General features: G+C 41.7%; 22 protein-coding genes. 4 read left to right on the top strand and 18 right to left on the bottom strand.

Annotated features, from left to right (window positions below; translation table 11 throughout):
* Position 1: 1 nt before the first annotated feature.
* The 10 genes from bamA to ACFSVN_RS12365 form a co-directional block, all read right to left on the bottom strand.
* Entirely contained in the window at positions 2 to 2,458 is a 2,457-nt protein-coding gene (bamA, locus tag ACFSVN_RS12410; RefSeq protein WP_390303239.1) for an outer membrane protein assembly factor BamA, read from the bottom strand.
* Between the two features lie 29 nt (positions 2,459 to 2,487).
* Complete coding sequence (locus tag ACFSVN_RS12405; protein WP_390303236.1) at positions 2,488 to 3,315, bottom strand: isoprenyl transferase; 828 nt, start codon at positions 3,313 to 3,315, stop codon at positions 2,488 to 2,490.
* Positions 3,316 to 3,380: 65 nt separating this feature from the next.
* A complete protein-coding gene (gene ribH, locus ACFSVN_RS12400) occupies positions 3,381 to 3,860 on the bottom strand; it encodes a 6,7-dimethyl-8-ribityllumazine synthase (RefSeq protein ID WP_390303233.1) in 480 nt (159 codons plus the stop codon).
* Between the two features lies 1 nt (position 3,861).
* The gene (locus ACFSVN_RS12395; RefSeq protein ID WP_390303230.1) at positions 3,862 to 4,713 is read right to left on the bottom strand and encodes a PHP domain-containing protein; all 852 of its coding nucleotides are present in this window, start codon (positions 4,711 to 4,713) and stop codon (positions 3,862 to 3,864) included.
* 4 nt (positions 4,714 to 4,717) lie between these two features.
* A complete protein-coding gene (locus tag ACFSVN_RS12390) occupies positions 4,718 to 6,361 on the bottom strand; it encodes a S41 family peptidase (protein ID WP_390303227.1) in 1,644 nt (547 codons plus the stop codon).
* Between the two features lie 5 nt (positions 6,362 to 6,366).
* Positions 6,367 to 8,376 (bottom strand): LysM peptidoglycan-binding domain-containing protein, encoded by a 2,010-nt coding sequence (locus tag ACFSVN_RS12385; protein ID WP_390303224.1) that lies wholly within the window; start codon positions 8,374 to 8,376, stop codon positions 6,367 to 6,369.
* A gap of 107 nt (positions 8,377 to 8,483) precedes the next feature.
* Positions 8,484 to 10,196, bottom strand: a complete 1,713-nt coding sequence (locus ACFSVN_RS12380) for an NAD+ synthase (RefSeq protein WP_390303221.1) — start codon at positions 10,194 to 10,196, stop codon at positions 8,484 to 8,486.
* Between the two features lie 103 nt (positions 10,197 to 10,299).
* Positions 10,300 to 11,664, bottom strand: coding sequence for an NAD-dependent succinate-semialdehyde dehydrogenase (locus ACFSVN_RS12375; RefSeq protein ID WP_390303218.1), 1,365 nt, complete (start codon positions 11,662 to 11,664; stop codon positions 10,300 to 10,302).
* Positions 11,665 to 11,820: 156 nt separating this feature from the next.
* On the bottom strand, positions 11,821 to 12,999 hold the full coding sequence (locus tag ACFSVN_RS12370; RefSeq protein ID WP_390303215.1) for an aspartate aminotransferase family protein: 1,179 nt from the start codon (positions 12,997 to 12,999) through the stop codon (positions 11,821 to 11,823).
* 110 nt (positions 13,000 to 13,109) lie between these two features.
* Positions 13,110 to 13,736 (bottom strand): thioredoxin family protein, encoded by a 627-nt coding sequence (locus tag ACFSVN_RS12365; protein ID WP_390303212.1) that lies wholly within the window; start codon positions 13,734 to 13,736, stop codon positions 13,110 to 13,112.
* Positions 13,737 to 13,904: 168 nt separating this feature from the next.
* Between ACFSVN_RS12365 and ACFSVN_RS12360 the strand changes: the two genes are divergently transcribed.
* Positions 13,905 to 14,333, top strand: coding sequence for an alkaline phosphatase family protein (locus ACFSVN_RS12360; protein ID WP_390303209.1), 429 nt, complete (start codon positions 13,905 to 13,907; stop codon positions 14,331 to 14,333).
* A gap of 30 nt (positions 14,334 to 14,363) precedes the next feature.
* Here the strand turns inward: ACFSVN_RS12360 and ACFSVN_RS12355 are convergent, their stop codons facing one another.
* Together ACFSVN_RS12355 and ACFSVN_RS12350 are read right to left on the bottom strand one after the other, a co-directional pair.
* A complete protein-coding gene (locus ACFSVN_RS12355) occupies positions 14,364 to 15,626 on the bottom strand; it encodes a hypothetical protein (protein ID WP_390303206.1) in 1,263 nt (420 codons plus the stop codon).
* 112 nt (positions 15,627 to 15,738) lie between these two features.
* The gene (locus ACFSVN_RS12350; protein ID WP_390303203.1) at positions 15,739 to 16,605 is read right to left on the bottom strand and encodes a UbiA family prenyltransferase; all 867 of its coding nucleotides are present in this window, start codon (positions 16,603 to 16,605) and stop codon (positions 15,739 to 15,741) included.
* Between the two features lie 128 nt (positions 16,606 to 16,733).
* Here ACFSVN_RS12350 and ACFSVN_RS12345 point away from each other — a divergent pair, with 128 nt between their 5' ends.
* Complete coding sequence (locus ACFSVN_RS12345) at positions 16,734 to 17,633, top strand: 3-methyladenine DNA glycosylase (protein ID WP_390303200.1); 900 nt, start codon at positions 16,734 to 16,736, stop codon at positions 17,631 to 17,633.
* Between the two features lie 16 nt (positions 17,634 to 17,649).
* Here ACFSVN_RS12345 and ACFSVN_RS12340 read toward each other — a convergent pair whose 3' ends face one another.
* Positions 17,650 to 18,669 carry a threonine aldolase family protein gene (locus tag ACFSVN_RS12340; protein ID WP_390303197.1) on the bottom strand — a complete coding sequence of 340 codons (1,020 nt, stop codon included), beginning with the start codon at positions 18,667 to 18,669 and terminating at the stop codon, positions 17,650 to 17,652.
* 143 nt (positions 18,670 to 18,812) lie between these two features.
* On the opposite strand from ACFSVN_RS12340, the gene ACFSVN_RS12335 reads away from it, so the two are divergent.
* Together ACFSVN_RS12335 and ACFSVN_RS12330 are read left to right on the top strand one after the other, a co-directional pair.
* Positions 18,813 to 19,973 (top strand): lycopene cyclase family protein, encoded by a 1,161-nt coding sequence (locus tag ACFSVN_RS12335; RefSeq protein WP_390303194.1) that lies wholly within the window; start codon positions 18,813 to 18,815, stop codon positions 19,971 to 19,973.
* 226 nt (positions 19,974 to 20,199) lie between these two features.
* Positions 20,200 to 20,577 carry a hypothetical protein gene (locus ACFSVN_RS12330; RefSeq protein ID WP_390303191.1) on the top strand — a complete coding sequence of 126 codons (378 nt, stop codon included), beginning with the start codon at positions 20,200 to 20,202 and terminating at the stop codon, positions 20,575 to 20,577.
* A 54-nt stretch (positions 20,578 to 20,631) separates the two neighbouring features.
* Here the strand turns inward: ACFSVN_RS12330 and ACFSVN_RS12325 are convergent, their stop codons facing one another.
* The 5 genes from ACFSVN_RS12325 to ACFSVN_RS12305 form a co-directional block, all read right to left on the bottom strand.
* On the bottom strand, positions 20,632 to 21,333 hold the full coding sequence (locus tag ACFSVN_RS12325; protein WP_390303188.1) for an RsmE family RNA methyltransferase: 702 nt from the start codon (positions 21,331 to 21,333) through the stop codon (positions 20,632 to 20,634).
* A gap of 96 nt (positions 21,334 to 21,429) precedes the next feature.
* Positions 21,430 to 21,651 (bottom strand): hypothetical protein, encoded by a 222-nt coding sequence (locus ACFSVN_RS12320; protein ID WP_390303185.1) that lies wholly within the window; start codon positions 21,649 to 21,651, stop codon positions 21,430 to 21,432.
* Positions 21,648 to 22,862, bottom strand: a complete 1,215-nt coding sequence (locus ACFSVN_RS12315; protein ID WP_390303181.1) for a 2'-deoxycytidine 5'-triphosphate deaminase — start codon at positions 22,860 to 22,862, stop codon at positions 21,648 to 21,650. The genes ACFSVN_RS12320 and ACFSVN_RS12315 overlap by 4 nt, the downstream gene beginning before the upstream one ends.
* A 131-nt stretch (positions 22,863 to 22,993) precedes the next feature.
* Entirely contained in the window at positions 22,994 to 23,812 is an 819-nt protein-coding gene (locus tag ACFSVN_RS12310) for a nitrilase-related carbon-nitrogen hydrolase (RefSeq protein WP_390303178.1), read from the bottom strand.
* Between the two features lie 73 nt (positions 23,813 to 23,885).
* On the bottom strand, positions 23,886 to 24,101 hold the full coding sequence (locus tag ACFSVN_RS12305) for a PID-CTERM protein-sorting domain-containing protein (RefSeq protein WP_390303175.1): 216 nt from the start codon (positions 24,099 to 24,101) through the stop codon (positions 23,886 to 23,888).
* Between the last annotated feature and the right edge of the window lie 61 nt (positions 24,102 to 24,162).

Here is a 24,162-nt window from a genome sequence, read left to right as displayed (position 1 = left end):
ATTAGAATGGTGTTCCAATATTAAACAAGAATTCCCAGTTGCCCGGAAGCACATTGCCAGTTCCACCGGGTACTTCTACTCCATCAAGTCTGTAACCATAACTCAGATCAACCAAACCTAACACAGGTAGATATAAGCGGGCTCCAAATCCGACAGATCTTTTAACTTTAAATGGGTCAAAGTCTTGAAAATCAAGATAAGAATTTCCGGCGTCAACAAATGCATATGGTATTACCTGAATTTGTTCACTTGAAATAGCAGGATATCTTAACTCTAATGAATATTTGCTGAACATAGTACCTCCTACCTTTCGTCCTTCTTCTATAGGTGCGATACTTTGTCTTGTGCCACCGGGATACCCCCTAAGATCTATGTTATCATACAAGAAACTTTGGCGCTGTTGGAGCTGTGTACCCCCTACCAAGAATTTCTTAAGGTCACTGCGCTTATCATCCGTAAAGTATCCGATATATCCATATTGAACCTGACTTGTAAGTACTAACTTTTCTACAACCGGAACGTGATATTGGTATTGGGTACGGAATTTGAAGTACTCTGAAAAGCGTGGAAGCGGAGGTGCAAATTCACCTGAAATACTGAACTTGGATCCACTGCTCGGTGATATTGGATTATCCAGTGAGTTTCTTTCTAAAACCTGTTCAATAGTTAACAGACTTGAAGTTCCTTCTGCAAAGAAAGCCTGATTACCCTCTACATCATAAAGCTGATAACCTATAATCGTACGATATGAAAAGAAATCATCCGGCCATTTAAGTCGCTTACCAACGGATACTGAAGTTGAGAATAATTCATTTCTCTCACTTGAATTTCGATAATTCAATAAGTTGTATGAAACATTAAATCCTAATGAAGTCGGTCTTCCTCTAAACCAAGGCTCCTGAAAGCCAAAACTATAGCTTTGATAACCGGTTCCTGTTACTTGCACACCAAGTGACAATTTTTGCCCGTCTCCGGAAGGAATTGGTGTCCATCCGCCTTTTTCAAAAGCTCTTTGTATGGAGAAGTTGTTAAAATTGATCTGTGCAGATAATATCACTCCGATCCCTGCACCTCCATACCCCCCGGAAAACTCAAAATTACTTGTACTTTGAGTATCATCAACTTTATAAAGAATATCTACTGTTTTGTTTTCACGATTCGGGATGGGCTGCGGCTCGATATTCTGTGGATCAAAATAACCCAGCTGACCAAGTTCCCGTATGGTTCTTATGATGGCCTGGCGGCTGTAAGTATTACCGGGTATCGTTCTGAGGGTTCTACGAACAACATCATCATGCGTTCTGGTGTTACCGGTAAAGTTTACCTCCTGAATAGTAGCAATCTCATCTTCATAGATCTCAAAATGGATGTCCAGTGAATCTTCTGCTACTTTTCTGATGTTGGGAACAACCTGAAAGAACAAATATCCTATATCCTGATAAAGGCTGGTTATATCCGTGTTTCTTTGGTTGATGTTTACATTTTCATCAAACTTACTTTCATTAAAGACCTCACCTTTCTCAAAGCCAAGTGACTCAGTCAGTGTCTCGTCATCATATACCGTATTCCCTTCCCAGGTTATATTTCGAACTTTATACTGTGGTCCCTCAGCCAAATTCAACTCAACTCGGATCCCGGTTTTATCACCTCTGTAATTATATGTATAAACAGAGTCTTCAACTATCCGTATATCCGTAAAGCCATTTTCACGATAAAAGGTAAGAAGGCTTTCTTTACCTTCCTGAAAGTCTTCTTCTTTAAAGGTCTTTTTACCAAAAATTTTCCACCATGCATCTTCTTTAAGGGGCTTCATTTTCCTTAGTAGCTTGCGATCGGAAAAAGCTTCATTCCCATTAAAAGCGATGTCTTTAACCTCGAGTTTATCTCCGGGATCGATATCAAATATCAAACGCACTCGGTCTGCAGATCCATCGACTTCTTCAGTACTGGTTTCAACAGTGGTATACCAAAATCCCTTCTGCCTGTAAAAACGACGGATCGTATTTTTAGCTTGCCCTATTCTTGCTTCCGTTATCACGGTTCCGGGAGTCAATACCAAGAGTTCTTCAAGATCCCGGCGTTCTGATCGCTTAATATTTTCAAGCCTGTATTCTAAGATCCTGGGTTGTTCTTCAACTTCTATCAAAAACCTGATCCCGGTTGCAGTACGCTCTGTCACATATATCTTTACGTCAGAAAACAATCCCGATCTGTAAAGCCGGGTTACAGCATTATTTACAATATCACCTGGATAAATAATAGTATTACCCTCGATCAACAGGCTGGTATTGATAATGAATTGTTCTCGGGTATTTTCATTTCCTTCCACAGTAACTCCAAGGATCTGATACTCGGCAGGTGCTATTGCGGTCGGATCCGTAAGTTCAATGTCTTGTGCTTGTGTAAGAAGTGGTATAAAGCCGATCGTAAGTAAGGTGACAATAAATAGTCTTTTCAAAAGTAAGAACACGCCTTCTGGTTAAATGCTTATGATTTTTTGTTTACTAAACGAGATGAAAAAGAGTTTTCGTCTTCGGAAGTTGAAATTTTTCCAAATCTCCGGTCTCTTTGCTGATAAGAACGTATTGCTTCATACAACTCATCTCTTCTGAAATCCGGCCAATACGTCTCGGTAATATATAATTCTGAATAAGCCAGTTGCCATAATAGAAAATTACTGATCCTATACTCTCCACTGGTTCGAATAATAAGATCAGGGTCGGGTACATCTGCTGTCGATAAATGATCACTTATCATTTGATCATTTATAAGCTCGGGATCTAAACGACCTTCTTTAACATGACCGGCAATTTTTTTAACGGCTTCGGTGATATCCCATCGGCCGGAATAACTAAGTGCCAGGCATAATTCAAGTCTCTTATTATCCTTGGTTAGTTCAATGGCCTCGCGAAGTTCTGTTTGACAATTTTCAGGAAAACGCCCCATTTGTCCGATAGTAGAAAGCCTGATATCATTCTTATTGAGATTATCTGCTTCCTTTCTTAACGAAGAAACCAAGAGTTTCATCAATCCACGCACTTCCATTGAAGGGCGCCCCCAGTTTTCCGTTGAAAAAGCGTATAGAGTAAGATACTTAACACCAAGCTGAGCACACGATTCAGTAATATCACGAACTGAATCTACCCCTACTTTGTGGCCATGTAATCGAATACTGCCTTTGTTTTTAGCCCAGCGACCATTGCCATCCATTATGATAGCAATATGAAGAGGAACTTCCCCGGAATTCTTAAGGATTTCCTGGTTCTTCTTATCTTCGTCTGTCTGAACTGTGTTTGTTAAAGTAAGCTCTTTCAAGTGTTTTATAGGCTGGTTTTGAAGCTTTGAAAATTAGAGCTTTGCTTGTCCTTTATCAAGGTAAATTAATTATCAGAGGATCTTAGTTTTTGCTCTATGGAAATCATTTCAAGAAGGGCTAAAGCGGCTTCCCCACCTTTATTTCCCTTCTCCCCCGCACGTTCCAGGGCTTGTTTTACATCATCCGTTGTAAGAACTCCAAAAGCCACCGGTTTATTATGTTTCAATATGAGATCGGTTATTCCCCGATTTACTGCATCACAAACATATTCAAAGTGCGGGGTTCCTCCTCTGATCACAACTCCAAGTGCTATCACCCCATCTACATCTCTGTGCTCTATTACATTTTGGACAGCCAGGGGGATCTCGTAAGAACCCGGGCATCGCACAATAGTGATATCCTCCTCAACAATCCCATTTCCCTTCAGTGCTTTAAGCGCCCCCTCAAGCATTTTCTCAGTGATCATTGAATTCCAGCGAGATACTACGATCCCAATTTTTGATTTACCTGGTGTTGTATTGCCTTCAATTAGTTCTAATATCATATCAATTTTTGATTTCAACAATATTCTTACGTTGCTCTGTCATTTTTTTCATCTTCTCAATGTGTTTGTAAGCAATGGTCACAACTCCCAGGTTCATGTATCCGGCATCTTTTCCTTCATGAGTATCGCTTCCCCCGGTCATCAGAAGTCCATTCTCTGCACAAAGTTCGGTATATTTTTTTTGAAGTGCATAATTGTGGCTGGGATGAATACATTCAATACCATCGATCCCTGCTTCAATAAAAGCAGTCATTTCTTTTGATGAATACATTTTACCCGGATGGGCCACCACACAGGCCCCTCCCACATTTTTCACAATTCTAATCACCTCTTTGTAGTCAGGATAAGAATTTTCAATTGAACCCAGCTTTTGATCGCTTAAGTATCTGATAAATGCTTCTTTTGGGCTACTGACATACCCTTTTTGCACAAGAACACGAGCCAGATGAGGGCGACCGATGTTAGCTCCGTTTGCCTCTGCCCATACTTCATCATATTCTACATCAAGGCCGGCCTTTTGAACTGTTTGTATGATCCCTTTGATCCTGTTTTTCCGTGCGCTTCTCTGACTGCTCAAAAAATCTTCCAGATAATTGGTATCGGGGTCAAAATAATATGCCAACAGATGTGCTTCTTTTTCCCCAAAGGCGGATGTTATCTCTACCCCGGGAATGAGTTCGATCTCTAATTCATCGGCTATTTCCCTGGCTTCAAAAAACCCTTTGTAGGTATCGTGATCAGTAATAGAAAGACTAGTTAATTTTTTCTCTTTGGCAACTTCAACAGCTTCTTTGGGGGATAACTTACCATCAGAGCAAGTAGTGTGTATATGTAAATCTGCTTTAGGGAGCATCCTTCTATTCCCCGGCCAGCATCTTATTCAATTCCGAAGTGTTGTATATAAATTCCAGTGCTTTTAATACTTCAGGGTCAGAAGATAAACCTGCCTTCACACTACCAGATTCACCTTGATACCTGGAGATGATTTCTAAGAACAGACTTCGCCTGATATCCGATTCATTTTCCTCGAAAAGCGTTGTTTTTTCTCTTTCTATAGTTTCGTTAAGTGTTTCGAGCTGTCTCTGCGCTCCATCCACTGATTCCAATTCTGTGGAAAGTTCAGCCAAAAGTTTTTCAGAATCTGTCTTAAAAGTGAATTCCCGTTCCCTCAAAAAGACTCTGAACTCATCAAATACGTCATCAGGCAGTTCTGTGTATTCGAAAGATGGATTTTGGGCTTCAAATTCTGTAGCAAAATCAAAGTAGACACCTTGCTGAAGTAGCGCTATTTCTACTATACTGAGATCTTCCTCTCCCTCCACAATATCAGGCTCAATACCTCTGCCCTCAAAAACAGTGCGACCGTTTCTGGTCTTGAATTCTGTCTTGCTTGAATCTGTATTCATAACTACATCGTTCCTTCCCTGATGAGTATATTGAACCGCCTGGATACTTCTTCCGCTTGGAATATAGTATCGTGAAATGGTGATCTTAAGAGAAGTATTATATGGTAAGGGTTTAACGATCTGCACCAATCCTTTTCCAAAACTCTGCTCCCCTACAATTAAAGCCCGGTCCAAATCTTGCAACGCTCCTGCTACCACTTCTGATGCACTTGCACTTCCCCCATTCATTAAAACCACTACCGGCTTTTCAAACATAACCGGTTCACGCGTTGCAAAGGTTTGGTTGTATTCTGCAACTCTTCCCCGTATATCCACTACTGTAATACCCGGCTCTATAAACTTATCAATAATAGATACTGCTTCCTGTAAAATGCCACCGGGATTGTCTCTGAGATCTAAAACCAATCCATTCAGATCAGCACTTTCTGTAAGCTGGATCAACGATTCCCTTACTTCTTCTGCAGAGTTATTCCCAAACTGACTCAATCGTATATATCCGGTCTCTTCATTTTCACCAATAAGACCTGCATAGGAAATATTTGTAACTTCTATCCGCTGCCGTTCCAGGGTAAAATCCAATGTTTGTCCTAGTCCAAAACGTTCAATAGTAACGGTGACTTCTGATCCTACTTCTCCGTTTGTCAAAGTGTTTACTTCCTCTGGCTGAAGGCCTTCCGTCGAAATACCGTCAACGGCAATGATCACATCACCTGCACGTATTCCGGCCCGTTCTGCGGGACCTCCTTCGGTTGGGGCGATCACTACCACCTCTCCATCACGGTACCCTGCTTCTATCCCAATTCCGGCATAATTTCCCCGAGACATGATCTCAGCCTGTTCATTCTGAGATTCACTGAACATCACCGTGTATGGGTCGAGAGTCTCAAGCATGGCATCAATGCCATTACGCATTAGTATCTCAGGGTCAACTTCATCCACATATTCAAGAGCAACATTTTCATATGCTTCGCTAAAAATGCTGAAGTTCTTCTTGATCAGAAAATAGATATCTGTTTGTTGTGCAGCGATCCCCGCAGAAGCTAATCCAATAACTAAAGCCAGTACACCTACTCTGTATTTCCCTTTCTTTGTCATGCTAATCAATTAGCAGAAATGCGCAGTGTTTGCCCCACATAAATGCGATTTCCATTGATATTATTCAATCTTCTCAACTCACTTAACCCTATTCCAAAGCTTTCAGCAATTTCACTCAGTGTATCATTTTGCTGAACGGTATAGGTAGTATAGTTGTCACCATCAGATGTGGTAGCGGAAGCTATAAAAATATTTTCGCCGCGGCGTTGTTTCCTTTCAATTTCCTGCTTCTCAGCATAACTCAACTCATTGACTTTTTCATAGTGAGATCTGCGGGTATTCGGTACATATACTGAAAGCGTTTGACCAACCCGGATCGTATTCCCTATCCCATTCCAGGTTCTAATATTCCAAGCACGTACATCGTACCATTCAGCTATATGTCCTATAGTATCCCCTGTTTTTACTTTATAGGAAAGCGAAGTTGAGTTAGCCGGCGGACTCACTGTATTTGACGATGAAGACCTGCTGGTGTTAACACTTCGCTGCTGGTTGGTAGGTTGATTCGCTGAGATCTGTGAAGCACTTCCTCTTGGTAATGGAACTACAATTTTTTGACCCGGATAGATCATACTTGAAAGATTCTCATTCGAACCATACAAACCGGCTACCGTAGTGCCATATTTCCTTGCAATTACTCCCAGTGATTCTCCGCTTTTAACGGTATGCATAGTAATATTCTGGCTGCGATTCTCTTTAGGAATATCTTCGTAGTTGGCCAGGAATTCCTGCTTTTTATGTACCGGTATCTTTAACGGGTATTTACCTCCGGGAGGTGTTGCCCAACGCAGTAATTCCGGATTATACTCCTTCAATTCGTTTGTAGAAATACCTGCAGCATTGGCAAGACCTTCCAGCTCCATCAGGCCTTCAACTTCAACAACTTCATAACTGTATGGTTCACCCTCATACTCATTCTGAAACCCAAATTCTTCAGGGTTCATGCCGATCATAGTGGTAGCAATAAAACCGGGAACATATCCTCTCGTTTCTCTTGGAAGATAAGGATAGGCCGCCCAATAGTCCTCTACTCCTCCGGCCCTGTTAATAGCGCGCTTAAGACCGCGTGGACTGATATTGTACCCGGCCATAGCTAAGTGCCAGTCGCCCCAAATATTATAAAGATCTTTTAAATGCCTAGCTGCAGCTCTGGTTGCTTTTTCAGGATCGCGACGCTCATCAACCCACCAATTAACTTCCAGCCCATAAACTGAACCGGTTGCGCGGATAAACTGCCACATTCCGACCGCAGCAGCCCAGCTTCTTGCATTCGGATTTAACCCACTTTCAATAAAAGCCAGGTACGTGAGTTCTTCAGGAGTACCTTCTTCCCGAAAAATTTTGCGCATCATTGGTTGATATTTAACCGCACGCTGCAACCAAGTTTCCATAACCTCCGGGCGCCGGAGTGTATAATAAACCAAATGACGATTCACCTTATCATTTTGTACAAGTGGAACAGCGGTTTTATTGAAGTTCAGGTCCTCAGGGAAATCGTATTCCTCTACCATCCAGCTTTCATCTTCTGAGAAAAGCTCTTCTTGAATTGCAAAAATTTCACCCTGAGGTTCATTCCCTGTCTCTGTAATTCCATAGAATTGCCGGTATTCCGCAATTATGGATCGATATAACTCAGTAAATCTTCGATCTCCACTGATCTCAGGATAATCATCCAGTAATCCATGTGTAGCAGCTAAGGCATCATTAATATTCGTTTCGGCTTCTAAGGGATCATTATTAACCTGGGCCTCCATCGCATTGATATGAATACGATAGATATCAGAGATCCTGCTCATGATATCTTTCTGGAAATTATCCAATTCCTGCATAACGGGTTGCTCCCTCAAACCGTCCATACCTTTCACACTCTGCATGGGACTTTGGTAATCCAGCAGTCTTAGTGGCATTTCTTTGAGGTCGATGGTTGCAGTCGTATCCTGTGCGGAGGAAGTTCCCGGACTAAGGAAGAAGCAACAGATTAGGGCAATGGCCGCCTTTTGTAGCAATTTAAGCATTGAATGAAGATGATTTAAAATTTTTGTCTAAAGTACTAATTATTGTATAGAATTGGGAGTATTTAAAGCACAAGCCCAACAACGGATAGAATCTGAAATTAGCGTCTTTAATTTTCTGATTTTACAGATTGAAATATTCTCTCTTCCTGACCTGTCCATTGCTGAGCTAATGGCCATCTCCGGCCTGTTCCAAATGCTTTTGCAGATACTTTAAGTCCCGGTGGTGCCTGATATCGCTTGTGCTCATTCATATCTACCAGGCGGATCGTTCTGTCAACAACCTCAGGTTCGATACCATGATCTATGATCTGCTCTCTTGAAAGTTGTTCCTCAATATAGTAGCTCAGGATCGTATCTAAAGTTCCATAATCCGGCAAAGAATCTGAATCTTTTTGATCAGGGCGTAGTTCTGCGCTCGGTTCTTTAGTCAATATAGACTCGGGGATGACTTCTTTTTTATAGTACTTCTCATTCAGCCAGCGGCAAATATCAAATACTTCCGTTTTATAAACGTCAGAGATCACAGAAAGTCCACCGGCCATATCACCATAGAGCGTGCAATAACCAACAGCCATTTCTGATTTATTGCCTGTATTCAAGAGCATGTAACCGAATTTATTGGCCAATGCCATGAGAAGGTCACCACGAATGCGGCTTTGCAGGTTTTCTTCAGCAACTCCAAAACCGGTCCCCTCGAAATGAGGGCTTAATGCATCATTGAAAGCATCATAAATTCTTTTTATTGGGATCTCAATTAACTCTACCCCTAAATTCTGAGCCAATTGTTCGGAATCACTCACACTTCCTTCAGATGAAAATTCCGATGGCATGGTAACTGCTTTTACATTTTCAGCTCCCAATGCTTCTTTGGCGATCACGCAGGTTAGTGCGGAATCAATTCCACCGCTCAGCCCAAGAATTACTTTATTTGCCGCACCGGATTTTGTCAGATAATCACGTACTCCAAGAATGAGGGCTTCAAACATAACCTGTTCTTTGGGGGGATTCTCGAAGTTATCCACAACATCTGTGAGTGCATCAACCTCATTATTATTCGTATTGAAATTGATATCAACCTGATCAGGTATGAACCGTTTTGATCTGGCTTTCATTGTTCCTGTACCGTCAAAAGCGAGGGAATCTCCATCAAAAACCAATTCCGTTTGTGCTCCAACTGAGTTCACATAAAATAAAGGCAACCCGAGATTTTTGGCGTGCTTTTGAAGCATATTCTTTCGGCTGACCGGTTTATTTTTATTGAACGGCGATGCAGAAATATTGATAATAGCTTTAGCACCTTTCCCGGCTAATATTGCTGCCGGATTTTTATCATAAATATGATACTGGATCTCGTTGTCGTTGAACCAAATATCCTCACAGACCGTGATCCCAAATGGGAATCCATTGATGATCACCGGCTCAAATTCGCTGCCCGGTTCAAAATAGCGGAGATCATCAAATACATCATAGGTGGGCAATAATGCTTTATGTACTCGCATGATCTCTTCACCATGCTGAGCCACAATCGCAGAATTATAAATCTTCCTTCCAACTCCACTTAAATTTTCAGTAATAGAGCCAAATATCACGGCAGTTGCACCGGTAGCCTCAACGATCTCACGGTTCAATTTATACAGTGATTCCCGGAAAACCTCCCGCTCCAAAAGATCCATGGGAGGATATCCGCAGGTCATTAGTTCGGGGAGCAACAGCAATTCTATCCCATCATTCTCTGCTTTTTTAATTGAAGAAAGAATAAGTTCTTTATTTCCAGAAAGATCCCCAATCGTGGGATTCAGTTGTTCTAATCGTATGCGCACGGCGGAATTTTATTTGATTCAGGTTTTAAGATAAGGAGTATGGGTCAGAGTTAAGAGTGACTTTCTGTATTAATTCAAAATTAAGAATGGCCCTTACACATTCTTAATTCCCGATGTAAACCGTCTTTGCATTCACAAATTCACGAATTCCATAAAGGCTTAGTTCCCGTCCATAACCGGATTGTTTGATCCCTCCAAAAGGCAATCTTGGATCTGATTTCACAAATTCGTTTACAAAACAGCAACCGGCTTCGATTTTATTGGCTGCTATCTCTTCAGCTCGTTTTTTATCTTCGGAAAAGATGGCGGCACCAAGACCAAAATTGGTATCATTAGCCACTTTAATAGCTTCTTCCTCATCCTTTACCTTGATGATAGCTGCCACCGGCCCAAACAGTTCTTCCTCATAGGCAGGCATACCGGCATTAATATTGTCCATAACAGTAACCGGATAGTATGCTCCCGATCCTTTGGGTTTTTCGCCACCCAGAAGTATGTTCGCTCCTTTTTCTTTGCTTCTTTGAACCTGATCATGGAGCTCATCCCTAAGATCTTCCCGTGCTTGCGGCCCAACATCTGTACCCTCTTCAAACGGGTCACCTACCTTTTTGGATTTCATGATCTGTGTAAATTCTTCCACAAATTCATCATATACTTTTTCGGTAACTATAAATCGCTTTGCTGCAATACAACTTTGTCCACTATTTATGAGCCGGGATGTCGCGCAAGTTTCAGCCGCTTTTTTGACATCGGCATCTTCCAGAATTATGTACGGGTCACTTCCGCCCAGTTCCAGTACTGTTTTTTTGAGAGTTTCTCCGGCTTGTGCGGCTACGGCTTTTCCGGCCCGCGTGCTACCGGTAAGAGTCACGGCCGAGATCCAGTCATGCTGAATCACATCCTTCATTCCTGATTTATCCCGGATTATGGTTCTGAACAGATCTTTTGGAATGCCTGCATCATGAATGATATTTTCGATCTCCAATGCACAACCCGTTGTGTTTGCTGAATGCTTTAGGATGGCTCCGTTTCCTGCCATTAGTGCCGGGGCCGCAAATCTGAAAAGCTGCCAGAATGGAAAATTCCATGGCATAATAGCTAACACCACTCCCAGCGGATTAAAAGTCACATAGCTCTTGGAAGCATCGGTTTCAATTACATCAGCTTCTAAAAAAGCCTCAGCATGATCTGCATAATAATCACAAACCCAGGCACATTTTTCAGCCTCACCTTCTCCCTGAGCCAGGGGTTTTCCCATTTCTTTAGCCATTAATTCAGCCAATTCACTTTTCCTGTCTCTTAAGATGGACGCTATTTTTCGGAGATAACCCGCTCGTTCTTCAAAGCTCCTGAACTTCCATTCTTTCTGAGCTGCATTGGCTTTTTTGATAATGGAACCGATCTCTTCAATTCCCATTTCCTGGTATTCTTTAAGGGTTTCCCCTGTAGCCGGATTAATGGTCTTCATGGTCTATAACTTTTAGTTGTATTTCTTTTTCATCCAAACGGTTAGCAGAGTGTAGTAATTCCGATTCAATTTTGCACGAATAGTACACTTTGAAAGGATTTACCTGATCTTGACAGATCCGTGAACACCCACACTATCCGCCTAATCCGCGTTCCATTATGAATGCTTTTCTACAGCTTCCAAAAGAGTAGCCAGCACTTCATTCAGTAATTGATCCTCAATGATCAGCGGTGGAGCGAGACGGATGAGCGTATTGGAATGAAGAGTCCAGCCCAATAATATTCCCTGCTCAAAACACTCTTCTACTACATTTTTTGTCAACTCCCAGCTTTCGAGTTGCAAGCCCAGCATGGCTCCCATCCCGCGAACTTCCACAATGCCTTTTCCTTTTAATTCAGACCTTATTTTTTTCTCAATTACAGAAGCACGTTCCAGATAATTTCCACTCAATAATTCCTGAAGGTTAGCATGAGCGGCTGCCGAAGAAACCGGGTGGCCTCCAAAAGTAGTTACGTGATTTAGCGGGGGGTCGTATTTAAAACTCTGAAATATCTCTTTTGATGAAACAAATCCCCCTATCGGCATTCCCCCGCCCATAGCTTTTGCTATACACAGTATATCAGGCACCACTTTATAATGTTCGAAGGCAAATAATTTACCGGTTCGACCAAATCCACTTTGGATCTCATCAAAAATGAGCATCGCACCGACTTCATCACATCTTTTCCTGACCTTCTGCAGCCACTCTTTTTCCGCAGGAATAATCCCTCCTTCTCCCTGTATGGGCTCCATAATTACAGCCGCGGTTTTTTCATCTATCAGTTCTAGATTAGCAGATGAATTGAACTCCAGGAAATGCACATCAGGAAGCAATGGCAGATAGGGATCGCGATACACATCTCTCCCGGTAACACTCAGGGAACCGTGCGTATCCCCATGATAGCTGTTTTTAAAACCGATCAGTTTCGTTCTTCCGGTATATTTTTTAGCAAGTTTGAGTGCACCTTCGGTGGCCTCAGTTCCTGAATTCACTAAATAGATCTGTTCCAGTTTTTTCGGAAGATTTGAAGTTAGTAGCTCCGCGAAATCAACCTGAGGTTGCTGTACAAATTCCCCATAAACCATCACGTGAAGATGCTTGTCCACTTGTTTATGGATCGCCTCCACAACTTTAGGATGTCTATGCCCTAAACTGCTAACGGCGATCCCGGAAATAAAGTCGACGAAGCGTTTTCCATTAGTTGTATATAGAAAAGGCCCTTCTGCGTAGTCGATCTCAAGCCCCAGGGGATCATCACTGGTTTGGGCAATATGTGTGAGGAATTTATTGAGCATGGTTATTTAGGGATGAATTGGTATAAGATACCTAAGTAATTCAAAATTAAAGATTCAAAATTAAAAATTAATAGTCCGACTTCTTTAATTTAATTTCTCAATTTGAATCCCTAAGCCCACTCCTCCAATAGCTCAAGAAACTCTTGCTGAATGGATTCTCCTTTATCTCTGGCGTACCACAGATGCAGGTTTTCCACTGCTTGCTTATTGGGAATATCAGGATCCGAACGTTGGGCTATATGCATTTCATAAGCTTCTTTAGGCCGAGGTCCCCACGTCCCTAATATTTCCAAACTATTTGCATCCAGTGCGATCAATTTTGGTATGGAGCGGGCACCATTTGTCAGAAATTGATCCATCAGTTCAAGGTTTTGATCACGGAGAATGATTTTCAAATCTATATTCTTAGATACCTCAGCCATTTTGTTAATGAAGGGTATCGTTTGAGCCGAATCACCGCACCACCCTTCATTCAATACCAGCCAGATCATCTTCCGGGGAAAAGATTTTAACTTATCTATGAGTTCAATATTCAACTTTCCTCTTTTATCCCACCGACTTACACGCTGTAAATACATTTTCGTGTAATTGAGCATATTCTCACGATTATCTTCATTTGTAGTCCTGCCTTCTTTAAAAAGGTCTTTGATCATTTTTTCATGGGAAGCATAATCAACCGCTTGTTCAAGTAATTCGGGTGTTACTATTTCCGAAACAATTTCTGAATTGTTTTGCATATCTAATTTTTGCGCTATGGTTTAGAAATACTAAAATTTGATTCGTTTTTTTTGACGCCTCATTCCTCTTATTTCTTACTGAAACTTCGAATCAGATTTCTTAGGATCTAACAATCCGACCTTTTAATTCATTCGTAGCTCTTACTAAATGAAATAATCGAAAAACCTATGAAATCAACTAAAAAAGTATTGATCATCAGCGATAATGTGCGATTTACAGAGGAACTTAAACAACTCTTAAACAAACTGGATATCCCTGTTGTAATGGAAGCCAATTCTGATAAAAAAGCTTTAGGTATGTTTTTCACTCTCAACCCAACATTTACTTTTTTAGATCTAAATTCAGAAACTATCAGAACAGAATCGCTGGCTAAAGTCATTCAAGACTCTGAAGCAACAAAACTAAGCTTGCTATGTAAGAAGAACCACAAACTTGAATGGCTTTTGGGTGAGTCAGAAAAAGTCTGTTTTATCAAAACTCCTATTACTATCACTAAACTGAATGATGTTGTTAACCCACATTTGAGTTTTGCCAACTTGCTTGATGAAGCAAGTTCATTGCTAAGAAGAGAAACCAAAGAGCAGGAATTTAGCTAAACGACTATAGCATCAATTATACTGTATTGATCAGAAACGAGGGTTGATGGCTTGGTTAAATATAGAACCAAAAGTATACTCGAGTCCAATAAAAGCACCATAAGAGTAAGATGTGAATTGTTCACGGAGATTCAGCAGCTGTTCTGCATCGCTAATATTTCCTGCCGGCACATTCAGTTGATCATTAATTATAGAATATCTGCCGGAAAGACTTAATTCCAGCCCGCGAAATATTCTGAAATTTACATCCATATCTATTTCAAAACGGTTTCGGCTCAAGTCGTGCATAAAGGTATTGAAGTTAGCCCTTCCCGAAATGCTTCCCCAGGTCTGGGTGAAATCAATTCTTCCCCTCAACTCCTGCCTTATTAACGTTTCTTCGTCTTTCAGGTAAATTGTTGTTTCTGTGTAATCTCTGTTTTCAGCTCCCAGCATATACACAAAAGATATTTCGCGCTCCGAGTATTCCTCATATGGGAAAATATTATACTCAATGCCCGCACTTCCCATTAAACTAAGATCAAAATTATTCCTGGTTGAATTTCTTACATCCGAAAAAAGGCCGGCAGACCAATGATTGGTTAGTGCCCACAAATGGCTCGCCTCAAACTCATGACTTCTTCTTATAAAAACAGATTCCTCTTCATTACCTTCTGAATTTATATCTGAAAAAGTTCTCCTGTCATATTCGTACTCATATCCAAAATCAGTCTTCACATTCTTAGTTGTTCTATTGGCTGAAAAGCCCCCTGAATAATCAAGGGATTTTCTGGACTCTTCCCCATCCATAGACACCCTGCTATCTATCTCAAATATCCAACTGTTCCAGCGATCTTCCGTTGCTTCTGTCGTTGATTCTTCAAGAGGTATGTAGACTATATCTATCTCATCAATAGCATTAGTTGTTGAGACATAAGGGAAAAGGGCTGCCCTTACATACCTCACAAGCCCTAGCCTCTCTTCTTCATCCGTATCGGAATTAAATGAAACATACGATAACGTTTTATCCTGACTGAGAAATATCCCCCGTCCTATCACCTGTATTTTAAATTCTGTACCGGCTCCTGTCCTCTCCCTGGTTATCAGTAAGTGAACGTGAGCATCTTCTTTATCTCTGACAAAATTCACGAATTGAATCTCATCTCTTATGTAAGAGTTATTGCAGCGATTACAATCCAGAAACACTCTCACTTCTATATCTTGTAAGCTTTGTTCATTTGCGTGGGCAAAAACACTGTCTTGCATTAAACCGGAAATAAATAAACCAAAAATGATAACAGTTGCTCTGACCATTGTTAGTAAGTAATTTAATTTGATAAATTGATGAGATGATGGATTGCAAGGGTAAGCAGTACAATTGAAAATTTCTGTCAAAGAATGGATAACAACCTCTATTTTAGACTTTTTACATCATCAGGGCTTGATAAACCAATGCTGTACAAATAAAAAGAACAAAACTCAGGGAGGCCATAAACTTTATTTTCATAACTAAAGGATATTCCTCTGATTTACCCTCAAGTTTCCATACAAAATAAGACAGACCAATGTAGGCCATTATATTTACTCCTGTAAATAGAAAACCAAGTGTTGTACTCTGGAGAAACAGTCCCCACCCCAGCAACGCTGACCCTAACGGAAAAAGAATCGTGAAAAGTTCCTTTACACCTTTCAGCCCAAATACAACGGCAAAAGTCTTATCGCCCCGCCTCTCGTCCTCATCAGTTTGAAAAACCTGTGAAACCGGGTAAAGACTGAGTAAAATTAGAGCTACCCCCAATGCGATGGCATTTTCAAGAAATGTTATGGGATAACCGCCTGCAGCTAAAAATCCCAGAAAAAAGGAATTAGTTCCTGTACTTCCACCGATGGCAATGAGACTCAAAACAGGCTTTCCCTTCCATCTGGCAAGCGGAGTGGAGTAGAGCCAAAACAATAGCATACTGATGGAATAGATGATCGTATAGTTCCAGCCAATGGTAATGGCCCAGGCCAACCCAATATACTGCATCCCCATAGAAACCGGCCACATCCATCGATCCATTTTGGGGGGGGATATTAATCCGCCAATAGGCCCCTCGTCCTTATCCCACCAGGAATTGTAAGCTGTTGCCCCACCAAATAACAACACATGCACGTTCAGAAATTGTAACCCAAACTGCCCCCAGTTTATATCCTCAACAAACAACCCTGCCAGTAAATATCCCCCGGAGAGGATGAAGAACTGGTAGTGCAGTCGTAAATGGATGATGAAGTTCAGGAGTTGTTTTAGCATACCACTCTTTAAATAAATTTATTCAATATAACTCATGATGGTTGAGAGTTGATAGGGTGATTTTGACTTAATCAGTAATCACTCCATCAACTTTCACTTTATCAACGATCATTCCTTATCTTTCAACAATGTTGATCGAAACCAAAGACATAGAAATTAAAGAAAGCATTCCCGAAGCTGAGTGGATGGCTAAGAAAACAGCTCACGAGCAGCGGGTAGATGAATTACTGAACGACTACCTGGAAGCACGCTCCCGGCAAGAGAAAAACCCTGTGATGGATTTTTTGTTCGAATACTATGCATTTCGCCCTTCCAATCTGAGAAGGTGGTCACCGGGAATTGGTATAGGCCTGGAATATTCAGTCACAAATGAGCTTCCCGAGATCAGTGAATTATCACTTGAAGACGGCGTCGCGTATGTGGATCCAAACCTTTTCCCTGAAAAGCGTATCTCTTCGTTGAAGTGGATGATCACGATGTTGGAGAATACCCAACAAAGCCGTCCTTCTTTCGGATGTTTTGGGATGCATGAGTGGGCAATGGTCTATCGGTCTGAGAATCCAAGACATAATCAGGTTCCCATGCGTATGGAACCGGATGAACTTGCAGAATTTGTAGAGTCCCGTCCTTTACTTTGCACCCATTTTGATGCATTCCGCTTCTTTACCAAGCCTGCCAAACCTATGAATAAGTTTGAGCTTTCTCGTGATAAATTCCATGAAACAGAACAACCGGGCTGCATTCATTCCAATATGGATCTATACAAATGGGCGTTTAAAATGTACCCATGGATCCCAAGCTCTCTCATTCTCGAAGCATTTGAGCTGGCTGTGGAAGCACGCTATATCGATATGCAGGCAAGTCCCTATGACCTAAGAGATCAGGGATTGGAACCCATCAAGATTGAAACGGATTCCGGACGCAAGGAGTACAAGCAAAAACAGGAGATGATCTTTGAAAAGGGACTTCCGATTAGGGAGAAGATCATTGATGCCATGAACAGTTTATTAACTATAGTTGAGAGTTGATAGAGTGATAGATCACTTATTTACCGATCTCAGCTAGGGCTGCTTTTACTTGTTCCACATCCTCATCTGTTATTTCGAAATGGAAGGTGGCACGTATGGTTTTAGGCCCGAATGGGATCATCTGAATTCCTTTCTCAGCTAACTTTTTAAGAACCGATTCTGCGGTTTCGTTTACAGCATCAAACAGCAAAATATTGGTTTGAAGGTTACTCATATCCACTGCCAGAGATTTACTGTCAAAAATAACCTGAGCTACTTCTTTTGCTCTTCGGTGATCTTCAGACAGATTATCCCAGTTATTCTCCAAAGCATAATCAGCGGCGGCAGCAAGCAATCCAACCTGTCTCATACCTCCTCCCCACATTTTCCGGTATCTGCGGGCTTTAGCGATCCGTTCTTTTGAGGATAACAACATAGAACCTACAGGAGCACCCAACCCTTTTGAAAAACAAACTGAGATGGTATCAGAAACTTCACCAAAGAACCCGGGGTTAATATTCGTGGCAGTCATGGCATTCCAGATCCGAGCTCCATCAAGATGAATCCGCAGATCTTCTTTATCAGCAAATGTTTTGATCGCACTCAATTCTTCTTTGCTGTAGCAAACTCCGCCTCCTTTATTGGTCGAATTTTCCAGACAAATTACTTTTGTTTTAGGCTCCCAGTCAAAATTACCTCTCTTCGCATGTTGCAGGACAGGGATACCTAATTTTCCATTTTTTCCGTCCAGTATGCGAACCTGAACTCCCGATAACGCTGATGCCGCACCTGTCTCATAATTAAAAATATGTCCCTTATGGTCGATCAAGATCTCATCGCCGGGTTCCGTCAACACTTTAACCGCCAATTGATTACCCATGGTTCCGCTTGGAACAAAAAGTCCGGATTCCATTCCAAACATTTTCGCTACTTTATCCTGAAAAACATTCACAGTTTCATCTTCTCCAAATACATCATCCCCTACTTTTGCATTCATCATAGCTTCAAGCATCTTCGGGGTTGGCCTGGTAATTGTATCGCTTCTGAGATCGATCATAGAATTATTTTGCTTTTACGATTTGATGGAATATAATCAATACCTAACGCTATCATAAGTTTGACACGCCGGTAACATGAAAAAAAATTTAAAGTCTGTATCCTTTTCCTCACCTGAAGAACATTTTTCGGAGGTACTTTTCGTTGAAGGTTGAATCCAAATATGACATTATTATCGCCGGAGGGGGACTTTCAGGGTTGAGCCTGGCATGGTATCTGGCAAAAGGCGGATATAAAGGAGAGGTGCTGGTGGTTGATTCTACCTTTGCCCCGACCAATGACAAAACATGGTGTTTCTGGACGAATAAGGAACCTCCCTTCAGAGAGATCATTTATAAGAAATGGAAGAAAACCTGGGTTTCTGTCTTAGATTACAGCACGTTTCGCTATCTAAATGAATATAGCTACTATTGTATCCGAAGCGGTGATTTCAGAGAATATGTACTTCGGGAATTGAAGAGGCATAAGAATTTTGATCTGCTTGAAGAAAATATTCTGGACTTTTCAGCAAACAAAAATAAGGCCGTTCTTTTGACCAAGGGGGGAGACACTTTCCTGGCAGATTATATTTTCCAAAGCGTAATGAAGCCCAAAAATTTAGACACCTCCCAGATAAAATATCCGCTTCTGCAACATTTTCTGGGATGGGAAATTGAGGCTTGTGAAACCGCCTTCGATCCGGAAACCTTCACCATCATGGATTTCGATGATGAGTTTTCTCCCGGTGTGGGGTTTATGTATGTGCTGCCTTTCACGCAAACAAAGGCGCTGTTTGAATTCACCGTATTTTCGGATAAAGTTCTGGATAAAAAAGTCTATAAAAAGAAAATAAAGCATTATCTGTACCACACCTATGGACTTGATAAAGAGCATTACGAGGTCAGAAGAAAAGAATACGGTGAGATCCCGATGGAGGACCGTCCTCATATTCCGTTGTACGAAAGTAACATTATCAATCTTGGCAGTGCCGGTGGGATGACCAAGCCAAGTACCGGCTATACCTTTACAAGAATTCAGGATTATACCCAAAAGCTTGCTCAAAATTTGATACAGGGATTTGATCCGCTTCCACCACGTCCCTCGAAGTTTAAATATCGATACTATGATCTCCTGCTGCTTCACATCTTATCAAATTCAACAAGTGATAGTTTGAGAGTTTTTCACTCCCTGTTCAAAAAGAACAGCCTGGATGATATCCTGCGTTTCCTGGGAGAAGAAACGACTTTCACCCAAGACCTTAAGATCATGAGTTCAGTTCCTTATATCCCGTTTTTTAAAGCTATTGGGAATAATTTGAAACGATAATAGCCTCTCACTCATTGTTAATAGTGAATCCGAAATATAATTCATCAAGACAATGGAAGAAGAGACTTTAAACAATTTTTCAACCGATTTACATACACTAATTAAGCATACCCATAAAGCAGTTAAAGCTCAGCAATCATCTGCAAAACTGACCAACGAAAAAGCCAGTAACCTTTTACATAATTTTGATCTGACTCTTTCAAATTAATTAGAGTCACTTAAAGCCATGGAAGGTTTGTTAAATGACGGCGCGAAAAGCACCATCAAAGAAACTTTTGCGGCATTCACCGGAACCATTGCAGGAGCCATTGATACCCAACGTAATGATGCGGTTTCAAAAATGCTGCGGGACGATTATACGGCACTCAGCATCATCGCAACAGGCTATACTATGTTACATACTGCTGCTATTGGTGCAGGTAACAAGAATCTGGCTGACTTCACAAAAGAAAGTCTTACCGAAATTGCGGGACTAATCACTCAAACCAGCGAGATAATCCCTCTAATTGTAGCTGAAGAACTTGATATCGAAGATGTAGCAGAAGAAGCTATATCCAATACTCAGGAATGCTGGAAGCCCGAAAATATGATGGCAGAAGCCTAATTAGATATCACTTATAGATTAAAAAAGCCCTGCTTAACCGGGCTTTTTTTATTTCTACTTGTATTCGGTAAATAGATACTGTGACAACGTTGCAGTGACCGCAGTTTCTGCCCTTAGTCGATTTTTACCCAGGGATATAAATTTAGCTCCCTTTTCTTTTGCAAAAGCAACTTCACGATCCGAAAACCCGCCTTCAGGGCCAACCAACATTAGATTATTTTGGGTAGTCAGCTTAGATGATTTGTTTACCTCACTTTCGACATGTGCCATTATCGGATGATATCCTGTATAGTGATCCATGACTTCCCGGAGGGAGTTTTTATAGATGATCTCCGGCAGCCATCTTCTTTTGCTTTGTTTGAAGGCACTAAGTGCAATAGACTGAAGGCGATCTTGATTTATTTTTGATCGCTCAGAGTGATCGCCGTTAAAAACGCATATCTCCCAGGCATCTAATTCTACTGCTTTTTCTACCGCAAACTCCAGACGATCTCTTTTTTTGATGGCTCCAAACCCGAGTACTTTTTTGATCTCCGGCTCCGGCTCTGTTTCTGAATCCTGTATATCCGCGATCACAGAGCTCTTGGTGATAGAAGTAACCTGAGTGGTATACAATTTCCCTTTTCCATCGGAGGCGAAGAGCTTATCCCCAATATTAAAGCGCAACACTTTGGCTGCATGGCGGGCTTCCTGATCGACTAGCTCTAACCGGCCTCCTTTTATATTCCCGGGATGTGTGTAGAATACATTATCCATAGTTCAATCACAGTTTTACAATTCGTGGCCTTATTCAACAATTCGTCAGACGGACTTGAAGCCGTCAGACGATGAGTTCAGTTCTATATTCCCTATTCAGTGCTCACTATTCTTATAGAAGGCGCCCGGTTGGAATTCTGTTTCACCGGTCTCAAACATAAGATCGATGTAGGGGATACAAAGTCCGCACCCACAGCTGCAAAACTTCTCGGATTGAAGCTCTTCTACCGTAGTAAAACCATGCTCTTCTGCATATTGTTTGATATCGGTAAACTCACGGGAATGGCAGATGCACTTTGTAACCAAAAAACGACTCATGGTTCTTTGAAGTGTTTACCAAGTTTCAGATCCTGCCCCTGATAATTGCTTTCAATTTCATCGCCGTACACAAAATCAGGACGTTCAGCATTGGGCTCAAATTGCATACTGAACATCGTTTGTCCATCTTCGATCATGAAAGGGACATCATGCGAACGAACTTCAAGTACGGCCCGGGCTCCTTTATCTTCCACGGAACCGCCAAACCCACTGTCAAAAAAGCCGGCGTAATGCGTTCGTAATTCACCTGACCCGGTGTCATAGGCCATCATCTCGCAAGCCAGATGCGCCGGAACCCGAATGCGTTCTTTCGAAGCAAAAATATAAAAGGCCTCCGGTTCCAGGATCAGCTGATCATTTTGATTAGCATAGATCGGCTCCCAAAATTCATCCACCTCATAGTGACCGATATGATCCAGGTCGATATAGTTATTATGCTTCTTGGCTTTATACCCAATGATCTCGCCCTTTTTACCTTTCAAATGGACACTCATAAAAAGCCCCTGGTTCACCTTGATTTTCTCCATGGAAACCGGTTTCTGCTCTTCATTGAAAAGTAACGGATCGGAGCCGTGAACCCGTAAAAGATCCTGGTCTGAAAGAACTTCAAATCCATGGCGAACACGAAGCTGATTCAATCTCTGTCCGGTTTTAACTTTGATGGAAAACGATTTAGGAACTACTTCCAGGTATAACCCTCCCTCATATCCCGGAGTGATCTCTTCAAAACGGTGTGAATAGTCTGTAATCACACGGGTAAAAACATCGAGCCGGCCGGTTGAACTTTTAGGATTGGCCTTTGCAGATAAGGTTTCAACACTTCCCAGTTTAACTTCACTTGCTTCCTCGTTCCCATTGAACAGTGCCTTTTGAATGGTAGCATTAGACCGGGGCATCTTCAGCTTTTCAAGAAGCGGAATGATATACACACAATTTTGCTCAAGCACTGCGCCATCGGTGATCGGCACTTCATACATTCTCAGCTTCTCTACTTTGTCATGTACCGTATCGTTTTCAGGAAGAAAACTGCAGCGTACACGATAAGCAACCTCTCCCAGCCTAAGGTCAATGGAATTAGGCTGAAACTGATCTTCAAGGATCGGGTATTTTTCATCCGATGAAATGATACCAAGCTCACGAAGCAACTTGAGCTTTTGTACCGGTAAAATTCCTTTAGTGCGAAGTTGAACTTCTTTCAACGTTTGGGGCATGATAATTTACGTGCTTGTTTTCATGAGAAGATAAACAGCGTGGAGGAATATTCAATACTCAATATCCAATAACCAATTTTCAAATTACTCACATGGATATTGAATATTCCGTGTTGGCTATTGGATGTTCTTCACCCGATCCAATCTTTGTACAACTCCGGCCTGCGGTCTCTGAGAAATAAACGCTTGGCGTGTGAGGTCTTCACTTCTTCCAGATCCACATCACAATAAAGAATTTCTTCAGTTCCCGTACCTGCCCGGGCTATGACTTTTCCATCAGGGTCACACACAAATGACTCACCGGCAAAAGTCAATTTAGGCTCTTCCCCTACCCTGTTACAAAGTGCTGTGAAATAGCCGTTCTGGAAAGCGGCCGTCCGAACCTCCGCTTCATACAATCCCTCAGGCCATTCTCCCACTGATCCTGCCTGGGGAATGACAACAACTTCTGCTCCGGCTATTGCCAACGCTCTCATATACTCCGGATAATGACGATCGTAGCAGATGGCTACTCCAATTTTTCCAAATGGGGTGTCGAAAACCGGTGCACCGTTATTTCCCGGCGTGTAGTAGGCCTGTTCATAAAAACAAGCGTAATCGGTGATGTGCACCATTCGTGTTGTACCCAAAATGGAACCATCGGTGTTTATCACAGGCGAGCTGTCGTATAAATCATCCCCGTCTTTTTCGTAGAGATTCAAAACGATGACCACTCCGAATTCTTTGGCGATCCTTGAAAATGACTCGGTGATGTTCCCGGGAATAGGTTCAGCGTGCTGCCCCGGATCTTTAGGGTCTTTGTATTGGGGGTAGAAAGGCTCAAAGGCAAGTTCGGCAAAACAGATGACGTCAGCTCCCTTTTTTGCGGCTTCGCGGGCAGATTTCAATCCACGTTCTACATTAGCACTTTTATCTTCAGAACAGGATTGTTGAATAAGGGCAAGCTTCATAGGAGGTTTTAGCTTTATTAGAGATCGGTCAAAGCTAAGAATCTATACTCAATATTCAATGCTATAAGTACGCTTATATATCAAGGTCTTGCATTTCCTGCTCTTCGGCTTTCTTCCTGTCGCGCAGTTTCTTGATGGCATACCCACCTCCGGCAGCAGCAAGTAAGCTAAGTCCGCCATCGATTGGAGCCTGAGATGGTGGCCCCGGGAAAAAAGGCTGAGCAACTAACACCGAAGTCAGAATAAATACCAAGGTACATGCTAACAAAAGATAGATCAGGGTTTTCATAATGACAATGTCTAATGTTGAATGCTCAATGTTAAATGGCAGTACTCATTTAACATTGAGC

Source organism: Gracilimonas halophila, assembly GCF_042684365.1.
GTDB lineage: Bacteria > Bacteroidota > Rhodothermia > Balneolales > Balneolaceae > Gracilimonas > Gracilimonas halophila.
Note: the sequence above shows the minus strand (reverse complement) of the source record. Positions and strands in the feature narration are given on the sequence as shown.